This is a genomic window from Streptomyces sp. NPDC047017 (assembly GCF_040644175.1).
Lineage (GTDB): Bacteria > Actinomycetota > Actinomycetes > Streptomycetales > Streptomycetaceae > Streptomyces.
Genome location: NZ_JBEYVW010000025.1, coordinates 1 through 19,592 on the forward strand (window position 1 = coordinate 1; position 19,592 = coordinate 19,592).

Annotated in this window: 14 protein-coding genes; 5 read left to right on the forward strand and 9 right to left on the reverse strand. The window is 71.8% G+C overall.

Annotated features, from left to right (window positions below; all coding sequences use genetic code 11):
- Positions 1–277: 277 nt before the first annotated feature.
- From ABZ858_RS32380 to thyX, 3 genes are all read right to left on the reverse strand, one after another.
- Entirely contained in the window at positions 278–1,963 is a 1,686-nt protein-coding gene (locus ABZ858_RS32380) for a ribonuclease J (RefSeq protein ID WP_361386804.1), read from the reverse strand.
- A 197-nt stretch (positions 1,964–2,160) separates the two neighbouring features.
- A complete protein-coding gene (dapA, locus tag ABZ858_RS32385; protein WP_361386807.1) occupies positions 2,161–3,060 on the reverse strand; it encodes a 4-hydroxy-tetrahydrodipicolinate synthase in 900 nt (299 codons plus the stop codon).
- 211 nt (positions 3,061–3,271) lie between these two features.
- Complete coding sequence (gene thyX, locus ABZ858_RS32390) at positions 3,272–4,012, reverse strand: FAD-dependent thymidylate synthase (RefSeq protein WP_361386810.1); 741 nt, start codon at positions 4,010–4,012, stop codon at positions 3,272–3,274.
- A gap of 201 nt (positions 4,013–4,213) precedes the next feature.
- Between thyX and ABZ858_RS32395 the strand changes: the two genes are divergently transcribed.
- Positions 4,214–4,447 carry a hypothetical protein gene (locus tag ABZ858_RS32395; protein ID WP_361386813.1) on the forward strand — a complete coding sequence of 78 codons (234 nt, stop codon included), beginning with the start codon at positions 4,214–4,216 and terminating at the stop codon, positions 4,445–4,447.
- Between the two features lie 112 nt (positions 4,448–4,559).
- A complete protein-coding gene (locus tag ABZ858_RS32400; protein ID WP_361386816.1) occupies positions 4,560–5,114 on the forward strand; it encodes a hypothetical protein in 555 nt (184 codons plus the stop codon).
- A gap of 140 nt (positions 5,115–5,254) precedes the next feature.
- On the opposite strand, the gene ABZ858_RS32405 is transcribed toward ABZ858_RS32400, so the two are convergent.
- The 5 genes from ABZ858_RS32405 to rpsO form a co-directional block, all read right to left on the reverse strand.
- A complete protein-coding gene (locus tag ABZ858_RS32405) occupies positions 5,255–5,710 on the reverse strand; it encodes a hypothetical protein (RefSeq protein ID WP_361386819.1) in 456 nt (151 codons plus the stop codon).
- Positions 5,711–5,722: 12 nt separating this feature from the next.
- The gene (dapB, locus tag ABZ858_RS32410) at positions 5,723–6,475 is read right to left on the reverse strand and encodes a 4-hydroxy-tetrahydrodipicolinate reductase (RefSeq protein ID WP_361386822.1); all 753 of its coding nucleotides are present in this window, start codon (positions 6,473–6,475) and stop codon (positions 5,723–5,725) included.
- A gap of 41 nt (positions 6,476–6,516) precedes the next feature.
- Positions 6,517–7,896, reverse strand: a complete 1,380-nt coding sequence (locus ABZ858_RS32415; RefSeq protein ID WP_361386824.1) for a pitrilysin family protein — start codon at positions 7,894–7,896, stop codon at positions 6,517–6,519.
- Positions 7,893–10,112: a polyribonucleotide nucleotidyltransferase gene (locus ABZ858_RS32420; protein ID WP_361386826.1), complete on the reverse strand. Its 2,220-nt coding sequence runs from the start codon at positions 10,110–10,112 to the stop codon at positions 7,893–7,895. The genes ABZ858_RS32415 and ABZ858_RS32420 overlap by 4 nt, the downstream gene beginning before the upstream one ends.
- A 395-nt stretch (positions 10,113–10,507) precedes the next feature.
- Positions 10,508–10,798, reverse strand: coding sequence for a 30S ribosomal protein S15 (gene rpsO / locus ABZ858_RS32425; RefSeq protein WP_009190990.1), 291 nt, complete (start codon positions 10,796–10,798; stop codon positions 10,508–10,510).
- Between the two features lie 281 nt (positions 10,799–11,079).
- Here rpsO and ABZ858_RS32430 point away from each other — a divergent pair, with 281 nt between their 5' ends.
- Positions 11,080–11,373 carry a DUF397 domain-containing protein gene (locus ABZ858_RS32430; RefSeq protein ID WP_361386829.1) on the forward strand — a complete coding sequence of 98 codons (294 nt, stop codon included), beginning with the start codon at positions 11,080–11,082 and terminating at the stop codon, positions 11,371–11,373.
- A gap of 140 nt (positions 11,374–11,513) precedes the next feature.
- Here the strand turns inward: ABZ858_RS32430 and ABZ858_RS32435 are convergent, their stop codons facing one another.
- Complete coding sequence (locus tag ABZ858_RS32435) at positions 11,514–12,995, reverse strand: PQQ-binding-like beta-propeller repeat protein (protein WP_361386832.1); 1,482 nt, start codon at positions 12,993–12,995, stop codon at positions 11,514–11,516.
- A gap of 529 nt (positions 12,996–13,524) precedes the next feature.
- Here ABZ858_RS32435 and ABZ858_RS32440 point away from each other — a divergent pair.
- Both ABZ858_RS32440 and ABZ858_RS32445 read left to right on the forward strand, forming a co-directional pair.
- On the forward strand, positions 13,525–17,310 hold the full coding sequence (locus ABZ858_RS32440) for an SCO5717 family growth-regulating ATPase (protein ID WP_361386835.1): 3,786 nt from the start codon (positions 13,525–13,527) through the stop codon (positions 17,308–17,310).
- 377 nt (positions 17,311–17,687) lie between these two features.
- A complete protein-coding gene (locus ABZ858_RS32445; protein ID WP_361386838.1) occupies positions 17,688–19,592 on the forward strand; it encodes an ABC transporter substrate-binding protein in 1,905 nt (634 codons plus the stop codon).

Below are 19,592 nucleotides of genomic sequence, written 5' to 3' on the forward strand. Positions count from 1 at the left end.
TGCGTTTCCGACTCTATCAGACCGTTTTCCGATCCGATTTCCTCGGTGCTTTCCAGGTTCCCGCTTCCGCGTTTCCCTTTCCGGCGGTTCCGACTTTATCAGAGATTCTGAGTCGGATTTCCCGCCCCTCCGGGAGTGTCCTCCGTACGCATGAAGCGTTCGGGTTCCCGTCCTGGCGGAGCCGTAAACGTACTGGAGCGGGGCGCCCCGATGCAAATCGAGGCGCCCCGCTGCCACTTCGTGCGGACGAGCCGCCGTAGGACGGCCGTCCGGCCGGTCAGACCTCCACGACGACCGGGAGGATCATCGGCCGGCGCCGGTAGGTGTCCGAGACCCACTTGCCCAGCGTGCGGCGGATCAGCTGCTGCAGCTGGTGGGAGTCGGCGATGCCTTCCTGGGCGGACTTCTCCAGGGACTGGGCGATCTTGGGGATCACCGCGCCGAAGGCGGAGTCGTCGATGCCGGAGCCGCGCGCCTGGATGTGCGGGCCGCCGGTGACCTTGCCCGTGGTGGAGTCGACCACCACGAAGACCGAGATGATGCCCTCGTCGCCGAGGATCTTGCGGTCCTTGAGCGCGGGCTCGCCCACGTCGCCGACGGAGAGGCCGTCCACGTAGACGTAGCCGGCCTGGACCTTGCCGGAGATCCTGGCCTTGCCCTCGACGAGGTCGACGGTCACGCCGTCCTCGGCGATGACGATCCGGTCGTGCGGGACGCCGGTCATCGCGCCCAGCTCGGCGTTGGCGCGCAGATGGCGCCACTCGCCGTGCACCGGCATCAGATTCTTCGGGCGGCAGATGTTGTAGAAGTACAGCAGCTCACCGGCCGAGGCGTGGCCCGAGACGTGCACCTTGGCGTTGCCCTTGTGGACGACGTTGGCGCCCCAACGGGTCAGGCCGTTGATGACCCGGTACACCGCGTTCTCGTTGCCGGGGATCAGCGACGACGCGAGGATCACCGTGTCGCCCTCGACGATGCGGATCTGGTGGTCCCGGTTCGCCATCCGCGACAGGGCCGCCATGGGCTCGCCCTGGGAGCCGGTGCAGACCAGGACCACCTCGTGGTCGGGCAGGTCGTCCAGCGTCCTGACGTCCACCACCAGGCCCGGCGGCACCTTCAGGTAGCCGAGGTCCCGGGCGATGCCCATGTTGCGGACCATGGAGCGGCCGACGAAGGCGACCCGGCGGCCGTACTCGTGGGCGGCGTCCAGGATCTGCTGGATGCGGTGGACGTGGCTGGCGAAGCTGGCCACGATGATCCGCTTGCCGGCACCGGCGAAGACCTGGCGCAGCACCCCGGAGATGTCCCGCTCGTGCGGGGTGAAGCCGGGGACCTCGGCGTTCGTGGAGTCGCTCAGGAGGAGGTCGATGCCCTCCTCGCTCAGCCGGGCGAACGCGTGCAGGTCGGTGAGGCGGTTGTCCAGCGGCAGCTGGTCCATCTTGAAGTCGCCGGTGTGCACCACCATGCCGGCCGGAGTGCGGATGGCGACGGCCAGCGCGTCCGGGATGGAGTGGTTGACCGCGACGAACTCGCAGTCGAAGGGGCCGATGCGCTCCCGGTTCCCCTCGGCGACTTCAAGGGTGTAGGGGCGGATGCGGTGCTCCTGGAGCTTCGCCTCGATGAGCGCCAGGGTCAGCTTGGAGCCGATCAGCGGGATGTCCGGCTTCTCCCGCAGGAGGTAGGGGACGCCGCCGATGTGGTCCTCGTGACCGTGGGTGAGGACGATGCCCTCGATGTCGTCGAGGCGGTCCCGGATGGACGAGAAGTCCGGCAGGATCAGGTCGATTCCGGGCTGCTCCTCCTCGGGGAAGAGTACTCCGCAGTCGACGATCAGCAGGCGGCCGCCGTACTCGAAAACGGTCATGTTGCGGCCGATCTCGCCGAGGCCACCGAGCGGGGTGACGCGGAGGCCGCCGGCGGGCAGCGCCGGGGGCGGGGCGAGTTCGGGATGCGGATGACTCAAAAGACCCTCCTCACCACACGCGCCACGTACCGGTGGGGCACGTGGCGCGCGTGACGTTCGTGCAGAAGCAGTTGTCGGTCATGGGATGCGGGCACCGGTGGCCCGCGGGTGACGTGCTTGTTCAGTTGTGGAGCCCGGTGCCCGGCGGGGTGCCGGGTGGAGCCGGGCGGTGCGAGGGATCTCGCGAAGTCTCGTTGTCAGAGCTGTACCCCGCCGGCGGCAAGATCGATCTTGAGCTGTTCGGTCTCTTCGGACGTCAGCTCGACCATGGGCAGCCGCAGCGGTCCGCCGGGCAGGCCCAGCAGGGCGAGCGCGGCCTTGGTGGTCATGACGCCCTGCGTGCGGAACATGCCGGTGTAGACCGGGAGCAGCTTCTGGTGGATCTCGGTGGCCTTCTGGACGTCGCCGGAGGTGTAGGCGTCGATGAGGGCACGCAGGTCCGGGGTGACGACATGGCCGACGACCGAGACGAAGCCGACCGCGCCCACCGAGAGCAGGGGCAGGTTGAGCATGTCGTCGCCGGAGTACCAGGCGAGACCGGAGCGCGCGATGGCCCAGCCGGCCCGGCCGAGATCGCCCTTGGCGTCCTTGTTCGCGACGATCCGCGGGTGCTCGGCGAGGCGGACGATGGTCTCCGTGTTGATCGGGACGCCGCTGCGGCCGGGGATGTCGTAGAGCATGACGGGCAGGCCGGTCGTGTCGGCGATGGCCGTGAAGTGCCGGTACAGGCCCTCTTGCGGGGGCTTGTTGTAGTACGGCGTGACGGTGAGCAGGCCGTGCGCGCCGGCCTGTTCGGCGGCGCGGGCCAGCTCGATGCTGTGGTGGGTGTCGTTGGTGCCGACGCCGGCCACGACGTGGGCGCGGTCTCCGACGGCCGCCACGACCGCGCGTACGAGGTCGGTTTTCTCCGCATCGCCGGTGGTGGGGGACTCGCCGGTGGTGCCGTTGACGACGAGGCCGTCGTTGCCTGCGTCCACCAGGTGGGCGGCGAGCCGCTGCGCGCCGTCGAGGTCGAGTGCGCCGTCCGCCGTGAAGGGCGTGACCATGGCGGTGAGGACCCGCCCGAAGGGGGTCTGCGGAGTCGAGGTCGGAGCCATGGGTAACACGCTACTCGCTGCTCCAGGCGGGGTCTGCCCTCGGGGCGGGCGACAAAGGGGGACAAGGTGGAGCCCGGCACTGCCTGCTCGGGGGTTCAAGCAGTGCCGGGTCCGTTCGATCAGGCTAGATAACTTCCATAAATGCCGCAATACGGACACTTCGCACGGCTGATCCGTACATCTGTCCCCGCGGTGCCCGCGCGAAGAAGGGTTACGGCGCGACTCGCCCGTTGGCGTTGAAGGCGGCGTGGGTGAGCGGCATGAGCTTCGCCCACCCGGCCTCCATCTTCTCGCCCACCATCTCGATCTCCCGCTGCGGGAAGGACGGCACCTTGGCCAGCTCGTGCTGGGTGCGCAGGCCGAGGAAGTGCATCAGCGAGCGGGCGTTGCAGGTGGCGTACATCGAGGAGAACAGGCCCACCGGCAGCACCGCGCGGGCGACCTCGCGGGCGACACCGGCCGCCAGCATCTCCTGGTAGGACGCGTACGCCTCGCGGTAGGTGTCCTCCATGACCCGGCCGACCAGCTCCTGCTGGGCCTGGGTGCCCTCGACGAACCGGTACTTGCCCGGGCGGCCCTCCTGGACCAGCTTGCGGGAGGCGTCGGGGACGTAGAAGACGGGCTGGAGCTCGCGGTAGCGGCCGGACTCCTCGTTGTAGGACCAGCCGACGCGGTGGCGCATGAACTCGCGGAAGACGAAGATCGGGGCGCTGATGAAGAACGTCATCGAGTTGTGCTCGAAGGGGCTGCCGTGCCGGTCCCGCATCAGGTAGTTGATCAGGCCCTTGGAGCGCTCCGGGTCCTTGTCCAGCTCGTCCAGGGACTGCTCGCCGATGGTCGAGACGCGGGCCGCGAACAGCACGTCGGCGTCCGACGCGGTGTGCTTGACCAGCTCGACGGTGACGTCGCTGCGGAAGCTGGGCTTCTGGTCGTCGGCGGGGGTGTCGGTCACGGTGTGCGGGGTCCCTTTCTTCACGTCTGACGGGCGGCGCCCACTCTACGGGCCGCCTGTGACATCGGGGCGTCCTGTGCCCGGGCGCGACATCTTCGGTGAAGTTCTGCGAATTCGGGGGAAGCGGGCACCTTTCGGGACAGTCGTGCGTCTGTATGGGTGAGACACCCCCGTTCGATCCCGAAGGGAGCCGTACCCGCGATGTTCCGCAGGCGTGAGCCCGTCCCGTTCGCCTTCGTCGCCGAGGCCGACCGGTTCCGGAGCAATGTCACTCCCCCGCCGTCCGGGCGGGCGTCCTTCGGTCAGATAGCCGGGCGCTGCCTGCTGGGCCTGACCATCGTCGCGGGGATCGTGGGCGCCCTGGTCCTGGGCATGCCCGCGCTGTCGCTCACGCACTCCCCCACGCAGACGCAGCAGGCCTCGCACGGGCACTGACCGCCCGGCCAACCGCCCGGCCACCCGGGCGGCCCCCCGCGAGTGGTGAGCGAGAACACAGACGGATAGCCTCACCGGGCACAGCCCCTGCGTGGACGAGTGAGGACCCGCCGTGCCCCTGCCCTTCCTGACGGCCGACCGTGCCTTCGACGCAGCGGACGACGTCGCGCTGCCCTTCGACGACCGTGAGCGCTGGCGGCGCCCCTACCGGCCCGGTCCGTGGCGGGTGGGCGCTGCGGCGCTCGTCCTGCTGCTCGCCTCGTTCGTGCTGCTCGCGGGGGTGGTGATCGCGCTCACCGGCGAGCCGGCCTCCGCCGCGGTCTGCCTGGCGGTGGGCGTGGCCGTCATCGCCGCGGCGCTGCGGCTGCTGCGCATGGGCGTGTGGGTCGGCGCCCGGGGGCTGCGCCAGGTGAGCTTCCTGGTCAGCCGTACGACGCCGTGGGCGCAGGTGGTCAGCCTGCGCACCGCGCAGCAGCCGGTGCGCTGGCTCGGGCTGCCGCGCACGGTGCAGGGGCAGGCGCTGCTGATGGTGCGCCGGGGCCGGGCCCCGGAGACCGTGCCGCCGCTGCTGACCACCCACGGCGCCGATTTCCTGGGCCGTGCCACGGCGTTCGACCGGGCGGCGGACGCGGTGCAGGCGTGGGCCGCGGAGAACACGCCGCGCTGAGAATCCTCCTCGCCGGCGAACGCTCTTCGGTGGGGCGGGCGGCCGGGTCGCGGCTCGGTCGCTGACGCGGGTGCCGCTCGCACCGGTGGGTCCGGTCCGCGGCGTGCGGACCGGACCCACCGGTGTGAGGGATGCGGGGCTCAGGGAGCCGGGAGTGGTCTGCCGTCGTGCAGGGCGATCGCCCGCTGCATCGCCTTGCGGGCGCGCGGGGTGTCGCGGGCGTCGTGGTAGGCGACGGCGAGCCGGAACCAGGTGCGCCAGTCGTCGGGGGCGTCCTCGGTCTCGGCCTTGCGCCGGGCGAAGACCGCGTCGGCCGAGTCGCGGTCGATGCGTCCGCCGGGGGTGCGCTCCAGCTCGTCGACGGGCAGCCCGCCCTCGGCGTCGAGTTCGGTGGCCAGGGCGTTGGCCCGGCGGACGAACTGGGTGTTCTTCCACAGGAACCACAGTCCGATCACCGGCAGGATCAGGACGGCGATGCCGAAGGTGACCGTCACGAGCGTGCCGGACTCGATGAGCAGCACGCCGCGGCTGCCGACCAGGACGAAGTAGAAGACCAGGACGGCGGCCGTGACGAGGTAGGTGATCTTCGCGCGCATGGGGGTCGGGGCTCAGTTCAGGTCGAGGAAGTGCTCCAGGCCGAAGGTCAGGCCTGGAGTGGTCACCACGCGGCGGGCGCCGAGCAGGATGCCCGGCATGAAGCTGCTGTGGTGGAGCGAGTCGTGGCGGATGGTGAGGGTCTCGCCCTCGCCGCCCAGCAGGACCTCCTGGTGGGCGAGGAGGCCGCGCAGGCGCACGGCGTGCACCGGTACGCCGTCGACGTCGGCGCCGCGGGCGCCGTCCAGGGCGGTGACGGTGGCGTCCGGCGCCGGGGCCGTGCCGGCCTGGCGGCGGGCCTCGGCGATGAGCTGGGCGGTGCGGGTGGCCGTGCCGCTGGGCGCGTCGGCCTTGTCGGGGTGGTGGAGTTCGACGACCTCGACGGACTCGAAGTACGGCGCGGCGAGCTGCGCGAACTTCATGGTCAGCACGGCCCCGATGGAGAAGTTCGGGGCGATGAGCACACCGGTCTGCGGGGACCGGGAGAGCTGGTCCGTCAGCCGTGCGAGGCGCTCGTCGGTCCAGCCGGTGGTGCCGACGACGGCGTGGATGCCGTGCCCCACGCAGTAGTCGAGGTTGTCCATGACCGAGTCCGGGGTGGTCAGCTCGACGGCCACCTCGGCGCCGGTCTCGGTCAGGGTCTCCACCTGGTCGCCGCGGCCGAGGGCGGCGACCAGCTCCATGTCCTCGGCGGCCTCCACCGCCCGTACCGCCTCGGAGCCGATCCGGCCCTTGGCACCGAGGACCGCCACGCGCAGCTTGCTCATCTCATGCTTCCTTAGACCGGAGGGGGGATACGTCCGAGGGGTTACGCGACCGCGTCGTGCAGGCGGGCGGCCTGCTTGTCCTTGAGCGGGCCGATGACCGACAGCGACGGGCGCTGTCCCAGGATGTCCCGGGCGACCTCGCGGACCTCGTCCGGGGTCACCGCGGCCATCCGGGCCAGCATGTCGTCGACGGAGATCTGCTCGCCCCAGCACAGCTCGCTCTTGCCGATGCGGTTCATCAGCGCGCCGGTGTCCTCCAGGCCGAGGACGGTGGAGCCCTGGAGCTGGCCGATGGCGCGGCCGATCTCGTCGTCGCTCAGGCCGTGCTCGGCGACGTGGTCGAGTTCGTCGCGGCAGATCCGCAGCACGTCGTGCACCTGGCTGGGGCGGCAGCCGGCGTAGACGCCGAACAGGCCGCAGTCGGCGAAGCCGGAGGTGTAGGAGTACACGCTGTAGGCGAGGCCGCGCTTCTCCCGTACCTCCTGGAACAGGCGCGAGGACATGCCGCCGCCAAGAGCGGTGTTGAGCACGCCCAGGGCCCAGCGGCGGTCGTCGGTGCGGGCCAGGCCGGGCATGCCGAGGACGACATGGGCCTGTTCCGTCTTGCGGTTCTGCACCTCCAGGCGGCCCGCGGTGCGCAGGGCGCGGCGGCCGTCGCGCGGGGCGAGGGGCACGGCGGCGGCGTCGCGCAGGGCGCCGGCCTTCTCGAAGGCGGCCCGGACCTGGCGTACGACCTTGGCGTGGTCGACGTTGCCGGCGCAGGCGACCACGAGGTGGGTCGGGTCGTAGTGCTTCTTGTAGAAGCGGCGGATGCGGTCGGCGGTGAGGGCGTTGACCGTGTCGACGGTGCCGAGGACCGGGCGGCCCAGCGGGTTGTCGCCGAACATGGTGTGCGCGAACAGGTCGTGCACGCAGTCGCCCGGGTCGTCCTCGGTCATCGCGATCTCTTCGAGGATGGCGCCGCGTTCGACGTCGACGTCCTCCTCCCGTATCAGCGAGCCGGTGAGCATGTCGCAGACCACGTCGATGGCGAGCGGCAGGTCGGTGTCGAGCACGCGTGCGTAGTAGCACGTGTACTCCTTGGCGGTGAACGCGTTCATCTCGCCGCCGACGGCGTCCAGGGCCGCGGAGATGTCCAGGGCGGAGCGGCGCTCGGTGCCCTTGAAGAGCAGGTGCTCCAGGTAGTGCGTGGCGCCGCCCAGGGCGGGCGTCTCGTCGCGGGAGCCGACGTGCGCCCAGATGCCGAAGGTGGCCGAGCGGACGGAGGGCAGGGTCTCGGTGACGATGCGCAGGCCGCCCGGGAGGGTGGTCCTGCGGACGGTGCCGATGCCGCCGGTGCCCTTGATCAGGGTTTGGGTACGGGCGACGGCCCGCGCCTCCGAGGAGGTGCGGGCCGTCGCCTTCGAGCTACGGGACGTCACTTGGCGGCATCGTCCTTCTGCTCTTCGCCGCCCTCTTCGCCCTCGATCACGGGGATCAGGGAGAGCTTGCCGCGGGAGTCGATCTCGGCGATCTCGACCTGGACCTTGTGGCCCACGCCGAGCACGTCCTCGACGTTCTCCACGCGCTTGCCGCCGGCCAGCTTGCGGATCTGCGAGATGTGCAGCAGGCCGTCCTTGCCGGGCAGCAGGGAGACGAAGGCGCCGAAGGTGGTCGTCTTGACGACCGTGCCCAGGTAGCGCTCGCCGACCTCGGGCATCGTCGGGTTGGCGATGCTGTTGATCGTGGTGCGGGCGGCCTCGGCGGACGGGCCGTCGGCGGCACCGATGTAGATGGTGCCGTCGTCCTCGATGGTGATCTCGGCGCCGGTGTCCTCCTGGATCTGGTTGATCATCTTGCCCTTGGGGCCGATGACCTCGCCGATCTTGTCGACCGGGATCTTCACGGTGATGATCCGCGGCGCGTTGGGGGACATCTCGTCCGGCGTGTCGATCGCTTCCATCATCACGTCGAGGATGTGGAGGCGGGCGTCACGGGCCTGCTTGAGGGCGGCGGCCAGGACGGAGGCGGGGATGCCGTCCAGCTTGGTGTCGAGCTGAAGGGCGGTCACGAACTCCTTGGTGCCGGCGACCTTGAAGTCCATGTCGCCGAAGGCGTCCTCCGCACCGAGGATGTCGGTGAGGGTGACGTAGTGCGTCTCGCCCTCGATCTCCTGGGAGATCAGGCCCATGGCGATACCGGCGACCGGGGCCTTGAGGGGCACACCGGCGTTCAGCAGGGACATGGTGGAGGCGCAGACCGAGCCCATGGACGTCGAGCCGTTGGAGCCGAGGGCCTCGGACACCTGGCGGATCGCGTAGGGGAAGTCCTCGCGCGCGGGCAGCACCGGCACCAGGGCGCGCTCGGCGAGGGCGCCGTGGCCGATCTCGCGGCGCTTGGGGGAGCCGACGCGGCCGGTCTCGCCGGTGGAGTACGGCGGGAAGTTGTAGTTGTGCATGTAGCGCTTGCGGGTCACCGGGGAGAGAGTGTCCAGCTGCTGCTCCATGCGGAGCATGTTGAGGGTGGTGACGCCCAGGATCTGGGTCTCGCCGCGCTCGAACAGCGCCGAGCCGTGCACCCGCGGGATGGCCTCGACCTCGGCGGCGAGCGTACGGATGTCCGTGACGCCGCGGCCGTCGATGCGCTTCTTCTCCTTGATGACGCGCTCGCGGACCAGGGTCTTGGTCAGCGAGCGGTACGCGGCGGAGATCTCCTTCTCGCGGCCCTCGAACTCGGGCAGCAGCTTCTCGGCGGCCAGGCCCTTGACGCGGTCCAGCTCGGCCTCGCGCTCCTGCTTGCCGGCGATGGTGAGCGCCTGGGCCAGCTCGGGGCGGACCGCGGCGGTCAGCGCCTCCAGGACGTCGTCCTGGTAGTCGAGGAAGATCGGGAACTCGCCGGTCGGCTTGGCGGCCTTGGCGGCGAGGTCCGACTGGGCCTTGCAGAGCACCTTGATGAAGGGCTTCGCGGCCTCCAGGCCGGCGGCGACGACCTCCTCGGTGGGGGCCTCGGCACCGCCCTTGACCAGCTGGATGGTCTGCTCGGTGGCCTCGGCCTCGACCATCATGATCGCGACGTCGCCGTCCTCCAGGGCACGGCCGGCGACGACCATGTCGAAGACGGCGTCCTCCAGCTCGCTGTGGGTCGGGAAGGCGACCCACTGGCCGTTGATCAGCGCGACGCGGACGCCGCCGATCGGGCCGGAGAAGGGCAGGCCGGCCAGCTGCGTCGACGCGGACGCGGCGTTGATCGCCACGACGTCGTACAGGTGGTCGGGGTTGAGGGCCATGACCGTGCAGACGACCTGGATCTCGTTGCGCAGGCCCTTGCGGAAGGAGGGGCGCAGCGGGCGGTCGATCAGGCGGCAGGTGAGGATCGCGTCCTCGGAGGGGCGGCCCTCACGGCGGAAGAAGCTGCCGGGGATCTTGCCGGCGGCGTACATCCGCTCCTCGACGTCCACCGTGAGGGGGAAGAAGTCGAGCTGGTCCTTGGGGTTCTTGGAGGCGGTGGTGGCCGACAGCACCATGGTGTCGTCGTCCAGGTACGCCACGGCGGAGCCGGCGGCCTGCTTGGCCAGGCGGCCCGCCTCGAAGCGGATGGTGCGGGTGCCGAAGGAGCCGTTGTCGATGACGGCTTCGGCGTAGTGGGTCTCGTTCTCCACTAGCGTTTTCTCCGTTACTTGTCGTCTTTCGTCCCGCCTCGCCCGTGTGGCGGGGGGACGGTGGTGGAGAAGCGCCTCGTCTGGTGCGGGCCGGTCTTCGATCGAAGCACCCGGGGCCTGTTCGCCCGGGGGCCACTACCGAGGACCGGCGGCGGCGAAGCGCGCTTCTCCTCGTTCCTCGTGGTGCGCGAGGGCCCTGTCCGCACGAGGGCAGGGGCCATCACGCTGTGTCATTTACGATGCGTCCTGCTACCACATTACAAAGCGGCAGTGACACTGCGCATGTTTCCCCGCGTACGGCGGGACACTCCGCGGTGTTCTCCGCGGCCGCCGCACGCGCATACGGCGAAGGGAGCGGCCCCCAGTCCTGTGGGAACCGCTCCCTTCACGGCGTCTTACTTGGCGCCGCCGGCCGCACCGCGGCGGATGCCGAGGCGGTCGACCAGCGCGCGGAAGCGCTGGATGTCCTTCTTCGCCAGGTACTGCAGCAGGCGACGGCGCTGACCGACCAGGATCAGCAGACCACGGCGGGAGTGGTGGTCGTGCTTGTGGGTCTTGAGGTGCTCGGTCAGGTCGGAGATCCGACGCGACAGCAGGGCGACCTGGACCTCGGGGGAGCCGGTGTCGCCCTCCTTGGTACCGAACTCGGAGATGATCTGCTTCTTCGTAGCGGCGTCGAGCGACACGCGTACTCCTCATGGTCTGTGACTGGCCACCGAGTGCCCCAGGTCTGCGTCGCTGGGGAGCTTCCGTTACTCGGGAGGCGGGGATCCGCTGGGCGCGGCCTCCAGGGTGCGCAGGGTGTCCTGCGGTGCTCCGGGGGTGCGTACACGAACGGCCGTCACTCAGGGTACCAGGCGGAGGCGGGCGGTCCGCCCGGGGTTTCCGGGGCCCCGCGCGCGGGACCGTCCGTGCCACTACGCTGGCCCGGCACCGTGTACGTACGTCGGGAAGGGGTCGCTGCGAGATGGCGGAGACGGAAGCGGAGATCAAGGCACGCAAGGAGCGGGAGCGCGACGAACTGTACGCGCTGGACATCTCCGGCGTGGAGTGGCAGTGCGCGCCGGGCACGGAGGAGCACGAGGAGCGGGTCGAGATCGCCTACCTGCCGGACGGCGCCGTGGCCATGCGGTCGTCCCTCGACCACGACACCGTGCTCCGCTATACGGAGGCGGAGTGGCGGGCGTTCGTGCTGGGCGCGCGGGACGGGGAGTTCGACCTGGAGCCGGCCCCGCACAACGGGGGCCTGGACCAGGGCTGAGGGGCGTACGGAAGCGCACGCCGGCGTACGGGAGCGTACGCAGGTGAAAGGGGGCGGCACGCGCGCGCGTGCCGCCCCCCGCGCCGTCCGGAGGCCGCGTCCGGAGACCGGAGGCCGGCATCCGCCGTCCGGGGCCCGGATCACTTGCCGGCGGCGCCGCCGCCGATCCCGAGGACCAGCCAGGTCCACCGCTTCTGCTTGCCGGACGGGCCGTCCGCGGCGTGGCTGCCGAAGAACAGGCGTCCGTTCTGCACGACGACGTCGCTCGCGTCCAGCACGGTGAGCGGTTGCGCCTCCTGGGCCACGTCGAAGTAGAAGTACGGCGTCTCGGCCCCCGTCCGGGGGTTCAGGCTCACCAGGGCCGAGGGCGCGATGTGGTCGTCGTCCAGGCGCAGGGCGAGGAGCTGGTCGCCGCTCATCCGGACCGGGTACAGCAGGGCGCCCGGCCCGGACTCGAACTTCTTGACCGTGTTGCCGGTGGCCAGGTCGAAGCCGATGACCCAGTTGGAGTTCTCCAGGCCGCCCGCGTCCTTGCTGCGCACGAACGCCTGGCCCGCGCCGACCGCGATGGTGGGGCAGTCGTCGAGGACGAGGTAGTCGGTGTCGTCCGAGCATTCGCCCAGGTAGTTGCCGCTGTTGAGGCGCATGGTGGCGCGGCTCTCGCCCCGGTCGTCGAGGGAGAGCAGTTCGGTGTAGCCGGTCTCGCCCGCCGCGACGGCGAGGACGGCCGGCTCGGTGGAGGGCACGCGCAGGTCCCTGATGCCCGGGGTGGCGGCGTACGTCCACAGGACGCGGCCGGTGCGCGGGTCGAGCTTGCGCACCTTGTAGGTGGACGACTGCCACGAGGTGGGGTCCGCGCCGGCGTTCCAGCAGCCGAGCCGGTCGAGCAGCGCCTGCCCGCCCGCGACGCCCATGTCCTGGCACCGCCCGGGCGCCTTGGTGCGCCACAGCCGCTTGCCGAGATCCATGTCGTACGCCTCGGCGCCGCCGCCCCAGCTCACGGCCACCGTGGCGTGGGCGAGGGTGACGCTGGGGGTCTCCTGGCTGCCGGCGGCCCTGGCGACGGGGAAGTCCTGTTCCCAGAGCTTCCGCCCGTCGTCGAGGTCGACCCAGGTCAGGTGGCTGCACGGGGCCTGGGCGTCGTTCGCGCGCGCCCGGGACAGGACGGCCGTGCGGTTGTCGCCGCTCACATGGCGGGTGTATCCGCAGATCAGGCCGGGGAGCCGGAGCCGCCACACCTCGTCGCCCGGCTTGGCGTCCGAACCGATCCGCAGGCCGACGAGCGTGCTCTGGATGCCCTTGGCCAGGATCTTGTCCGTGGCCCACATGCCCGGCAGTTCCTCGTGCTCGCCGGGGCCCAGGTCGTCGAGCGAGAAACGGAAGGCCATGACGCCGTTGGTGCTCGCGGGCCGCTTCTCGGCCGTCTCCCGGACGTCGAGGCGGTCCTGACCGGCGGCGGACGGCGGCTTGTCGTCCCCGGCCTGGCTCCTGCCGTGGTTCACGGCGAGCAGGCCGGCCACGGCCAGGGCCGCGACGACGACGATCGAGGCGAGTACCAGCAGCCTGTTCTTGCGGCGCTTCTTCCGCTGGCCGTCCGCCGCCAGGGCGGACTGCGTGTACATGGAAGGCGGTGGGCCGAAGCTCACGCGGGAGGGTCCCTTTCTGTGGAGCGCTCAGGGGGTGTTCACGAGGTTTTCAGAAGGTGTTCAGAGGTGTTCAGGGAGCTTTCAGGGGCGGGCGGAACGGCCCCTCACTATGCACGGCGGCTCCGGGGCGGTACGGATCGGGTCCGGACCGGGATGGTCAACGCGGCTGCGGGCAAGGCTCATTCGGCGGGCGCCGACAGGCGGTGCTCGCTTTCGTCACCAATTGCTCATGGATGCGCCCGGTTTGGCCCCTCTTGCGGTGCCGTATGCCGCAATTCCTGCCGGGTTGTGCGGGAGTGGGCAGGGGCTCGGAGGCGGACGGGCCTGCCTGGGCGCGGCTCCTGGTGATTAGGCTGGGAGGGGGGCGCGATGCCAGAACCCGTGGACCGGGTGTCGCCGTCCCGGGGGGAGTCGGTGCATCGGACGACCTCGAACGACCAAGGACGAAGAGAAAAGGTCGCCCCGACACGGCGTTGAGGGGGCTCGACCGCACCAGGAGGACTCTGTGAGCAGCGATCGGGACGGGAACCGCGGGGGCTGGGCCACGCCCGGCGACGACCAGCCCGACGCGGCGTCCGCCGTGGAGACGACGGGCGAGTTCACCATCGACTACGCGCCGCCGGCCTGGTACACGCAGAACGCGTCGGCCGGGCCGGGGGGTTCGGGCGATGGTTCGGGGGCCGCGAGTGACGGCTCGGGGGCGCCGGGCGCTTCCGGGACTCCGGGGGCTTCTGAGACTCCGGGAGCCGGGGGTGGCGCCGGGGCGGCGGGTGCGGGGAGTCCGGCGGGGCCGGGTGGTCCCGTCGCCGGTGCTGTTCCGCCGGTCGCTCCTCGTGGGCCGGTGCCAGGGCTGACTCCGCCGCCGCACGCGACCGGTGCGCCGTACACGCCGCCGCCGGCGGCGGGCCCTTCCTTCACGCCCCCTCCGCCTCCGCACGCGCCGTCGCCCGCGCCCGGGGCGCCCTACGTGCCGCCCGCGCCGGGAGCGCCCTTCGCACCCCCTGCGGCACCTCCCGCGCCCGCGCCCGGGGCGCCGTACACGCCGCCTTCTCCTCCCGCGCCCGGTGCGGCCTTCCCGCCTCCGCCGGTGGCGGGGAGCGCGGTCGCCGTACCCAAACTTCCGGTGGGGAGCGGGTTCGAGCCGCAGCGGCAGGGTACGGAGCCGTCCACTGCGGACGCGGCCGCTCCCGAAGCGCCGGCACCCGAGCCCGAGCAGGACGCGAACTGGGGTGCCGGTGACCTCGAAAGCGGTGCCACCATGCGGTTCTCCGCCGTGGCGCTAAGGCGGGCGATCGCGGAAGGGTCCGAAGGGGCCGAAGGGTCCGCCGAGGCCGAGGCCGGGGCCGGGGCCGGGGCCGAGGAGCAGGACCCGGCGCCGGAGGGGGCGCAGCAAGAGGCGGCCGAGGGTTCGGACGGGGCGGATCTCGCCCACGCGGCCGGGGCTCGGGAGGCCGCCGACGCGGACGGTGCCGCGGAGGATGTGGACGCCGCCGAGGCGGGGTCCTCCGACGTGGATACGGCCGGGGCAGGGGACGCCACCGCCGGGGACGACGAGCCGACCGGCGCGGCGGAGACCGGCGCGGGGACTCCGGTCGATGACGCTCCGGCGGACGACGCTCCGGCCGACGCCGAGTCGACCGGTTCTGACGCGGAGGCGGCCTCGGACACGGGCTCCGGTGCGGCCGGGGCCCAGGCGGCGGGCGTCGGCGGCGATGCAGGTGAGGGGGACGGTGACAGCGGCGACACCGACGCCCCGGACGACAGGCCGGAGGACCCCGCTGCCGCGGACGCACAGCCCGAGGCCGCCGGGGTCCACGACGACTCCGTAGCGGACGACACCCCTGCCGCCGAGCCCCGGGATGCCGTGCCCCAGGACGCCGTACCCCATGGTGCGGAGCCGCAGGACGCGGTGCCGTCGGACGCCGTGCCCCCGGCTGCCCCGGCCCCCGCGAGCCCCCCGCAGGGCTCCCCCGCGGCCTGGGCTCCCCCGCCGCCCATGCCCCAGGGACCGGTGCCGCCCCTGCCGCCGTCGTACCAGCCTGCCGCGCCCGCACCGGCGGCCCAGTGGCCCGCGCAGCCGCAGCCCGAGCCGGCGCCGCCCACGCGACCGCAGCCGCCGCAGCCCTTCCAGCCGCAGCCCCCGCAGCCGGCGCCCACCGCCTGGAACGCGCCGTCCGCCGCCCCGGCACCGCCGCCCGCCCCGGCGCCTGCTCCGGCCGCCCCGCAGCCTGCGTACGGCTTCCCGCAGACGCCCCCGGCCCAGCAGCCCCCGAGCGGCCCCGCCCCCGCGCCGAACGCCCAGCCCGGCTACGGCTTCCCGCAGCCCCCGGTCCAGCAGCCCCCGAACGGGCCCACGCCCGCGACGGACGCCCCGCAACCGGCGTACGGCTTCCCCCAGACGCCCCAGGCCCAGCAGCCCCCGAGCGGCCCCGGCCCCGCCGCGGACGCCCCGCAGCACGGGTACGGCTTCCCGCCGCCCCCGGAGCAGCCGCGGCCCCAGGTCCAGTCCCAGGTCCCGGCCCCCGGCGCACCGGAGGCACAGGGCGCGCCCGGGGCTCAGCCCGCACCGAACGCTTCGGGTGTGCCCGGCGGTTACGGCTTCCCGCCGCCGCCCGCGCAGCCGGACGGCGCCCAGCCCCAGCCCCAGGCCCAACCCCAGCCGTCCGCCCCGGCCCCGGCCCCGGCGCCCGCTGTGCCGCAGCAGCCCGTCGATCCCCGGCTCGGGGCCGCCTGGCCGCAGCCCATACAGCACGACCAGCGGCAGCCGACCAACCCGGGGGCCGCGCCGCTCGGTTACACGGCGGCCGTGGAGCTGTCCTCGGACCGGCTGCTGAACAACAAGAAGCAGAAGGCGCGCAGCGGACGTCCGGCCGCCGCCGGGTCCCGGTTCCGGATCGGTGCCAAGAAGGAGGAGGCCGAGCGGCAGCGGAAGCTGGACCTGATCCGGACTCCGGTGCTGTCCTGCTACCGGATCGCGGTGATCAGCCTCAAGGGCGGTGTCGGCAAGACGACCACCACCACCGCGCTGGGTTCCACGCTCGCCACGGAACGGCAGGACAAGATCCTCGCCATCGACGCCAATCCCGACGCCGGTACCCTCGGCCGCCGGGTGCGCCGGGAGACCGGGGCCACCATCCGCGACCTCGTGCAGGCGATCCCGTACCTCAACTCCTACATGGACATCCGGCGGTTCACGTCCCAGGCGCCCTCCGGCCTTGAGATCATCGCCAACGACGTGGACCCGGCCGTGTCCACCACGTTCAACGACGAGGACTACCGGCGCGCGATCGACGTGCTGGGCAACCAGTACCCGATCATCCTGACGGACTCCGGCACCGGTCTGCTCTACAGCGCGATGCGCGGGGTGCTGGACCTCGCCGACCAGCTCATCATCATCTCCACGCCGTCCGTGGACGGTGCCTCCAGCGCCAGTACGACGCTGGACTGGCTCTCCGCGCACGGGTACGCGGATCTGGTCGCGCGGTCCCTCACCGTGATCTCGGGGGTGCGCGAGACCGGGAAGATGATCAAGGTGGAGGACATCGTCTCCCACTTCGAGACGCGCTGCCGCGGTGTCGTCGTGGTGCCGTTCGACGAGCATCTCGCCGCCGGTGCGGAGGTCGACCTCGACATGATGCGGCCGAAGGTGCGGGAGGCGTACTTCCACCTCGCGGCCATGGTCGCCGAGGACTTCGTCCGCCACCAGCAGGCGCACGGCCTGTGGACCTCCGACGGCAACCCGCCCCCGGTGGCGGCCCCGCCGATGCCCGGCCAGCCCGTCCCGGCCCAGCCGTATCCGGGGCAGCCCGCGCCGGGACAGCCCTACCCGGGACAGCCCTACCCGGGGCAGCCCGTGCCGGGACAGCCCTACCCTGGCGCACCGGCCCAGCAGCAGCCGTACCCCGGCCGGCCCGCCCAGGGGCAGCCGATGCCGGGCCAGCCGTACCCCGGACAGCCGGGCCACCCGGGCGACCCGGGCCACCCGATGCAGCCGGGCCAGCCCGTTCAAGGCCAGCCGTTCCCGGGCCAGTTCGCCCCGCAGCCGCCGCAGGCGCAGCCGCAGCCGCGACCGGACCAGTTGTACGGACAGCCCGCCCCCGCGCCGGGACAGCCCTACCCGCAGCCGCCGGCACCCGGCCAGCCCCTGCCGGGCCATCCCGGACAGCCGGGTCAGTACGCGCCTCCGCCGCACCCCGGACAGCCCTACCCCCCGCAGCCCGGCCACCCCCAGCCCCCGCAGGGCCAGGGAGAGGGTCAGGCCACCCCGCCCCCTCCCCCGCCGCAGCAGTAGCCGCGGGCAGTAGCCCGCCGCACTCCAGGCCCGCGCCGTCCCCCGACGGCGCGGGCCTTCGCGCGTTCGCGGACAGAACCGGTGGGAATCAGCCGTCACGCTCTCACCAGGAAGGCGTCAGTGGTCTCCACCAATGGGGACACGTGAGCGACACACTTGTTATTTCCGCAGGCCACATGGCGTTTGACATACCGTTGACGCGCGCAGACTGCCGCTGATAGACACACTTTTCATTCCGCCGGCGCCATCCGATCAAGCTCGTTCAAGCCCGTTCACACTCCTTCCAGCTCGTTCCAGCCTGTTCACTTTTGTTCAAGCCCGCTCCGCGCGGAGCGCACAGCAGCCGCACGGGCGTGACGACGCGAGGTCACCGAGTCATGAACACACGAGATCAGCACGGCAGAGGACGTACCGGCCCCCGCCCGGCGACCGCACGGCTGGCCGCCGCCGCGGGCGCCGCCGCACTGCTCCTCGCGTCCGCGATCGCCGCGCCTGCGGCCCAGGCCCGGACCCAAACCCAGCCCGCGGCCGCCGCCGCGGCCGCGCAGAGCACGGCGGGAACCGGCAAGCACAGCGACAAGGTCCTCACCGTCGCCGTGGCGCAGAGCGTCGACTCGCTCAGCCCCTTCCTCGCGGTCCGCCTGGTCAGCACGAGCATCCACCGGCTGATGTACGAGTACCTGACGAACTACGACCCCAAGGACAACCACGTCGTCCCGGGCCTGGCCACCCGGTGGGAGTCGTCGCCGGACAAGCTGACCTGGACGTACACCATCCGCACCGACTCCAAGTGGTCGGACGGGCAGCAGGCCACCGCCGAGGACGCGGCCTGGACGTTCCACAAGATGATGACCGACACCGGCGCCGCCACCGCGAACGGCAGCTTCGTCGGCAACTTCGCGGAGGTCACCGCGCCCAGCCCCACCCGGCTGGTGATCCGGCTGAAGAAGCCGCAGGCCACGATGACCGCGCTCGACGTGCCGATCGTGCCGAAGCACGTCTGGGAGAAGGTCGGGGACTTCTCGAAGTTCAACAACGACAAGAGCTTCCCGATCGTCGGGAACGGGCCGTTCGTCCTCACCGGCTACAAGCCGGACAGCTATGTGCGGCTGAAGGCCAACAAGAGCTTCTGGCGGGGCGCGCCGAAGTTCGACGAGCTGGTGTTCCGCTATTACAAGGACCAGGACGCCGCGGTCGCCGCGCTGCGCAAGGGCGAGGTGTCGTTCGTGGCGGGGTCGCCGTCGCTGACGCCCGCCCAGGCCGCCTCCCTCAAGGGCGACAAGGACATCCACGTCAACGACGCCCCGGGCCGCCGCTTCTACGCCCTCGCCACCAACCCGGGCGCGCGGGCCAAGGACGGCACGAAGATCGGCGACGGCGATCCGTCCCTGCTGGACGAGCGGGTGCGGCACGCGCTGTTCATGGCGGTGGACCGCAAGACGATCGTCGACAAGGTGTTCCAGGGCCACGCGGTCGAGGGCCAGGGGTATGTCCCGCCGCGTTTCACGCCGTACTTCTTCAAGCCGTCGGCCGGCCAGGAGCTGGCGTACGACCCGGTGAAGGCGGGGCAGCTGCTCGACCAGGCGGGTTACCGGAAGAACGCCGACGGCAAGCGGGTGGGCAAGGACGGCAGGCCGCTCGACTACCGGGTGCTGTGCCACGCCACCGATCCCAATGACAAGGCGGTCGGCAAGTACCTCCAGGAGTGGTGGGGCAAGCTCGGCATCGGGGTCGGCCTCGACTGCCTGGACAACGTGACCGACCCGTGGCTCGCGGGCAAGTACGACCTCGCCTTCGACGGCTGGTCCGTCAACCCCGACCCGGACTTCGTGCTCTCCATCCACACCTGCGCGGCCCGCCCGCAGACCCCCAAGGACACCGGGGCCACGGACGACTTCATCTGCGACCGGACGTACGACCAGCTGTACGCCCAGCAGCTCGCCGAGTACGACCCCGCCAAACGGGCGGACATCGTCCGGCGGATGGAGTCGCGGCTGTACGACCTGGGATACATGAACGTCATGGCCTATCCGAACGCCGTCGAGGCCTACCGCACGGACCAGATCAAGTCGATCACCACCATGCCGTCGGCCGCGGGCAACATCTACGGGCAGGACGGCTACTGGAGCTGGTGGTCGGCCGTCCCGGCGGACTCCGGCTCCGCCGGTGGTGCGTCGTCGACCGGGGTGGTGATCGGGATCGCCGCCGGTGTCGTCGTCCTGGTCGGTCTCGGGGTGCTCTTCGCGGTGCGCCGCCGGTCGACGGCCGACGACCGTGAGTAG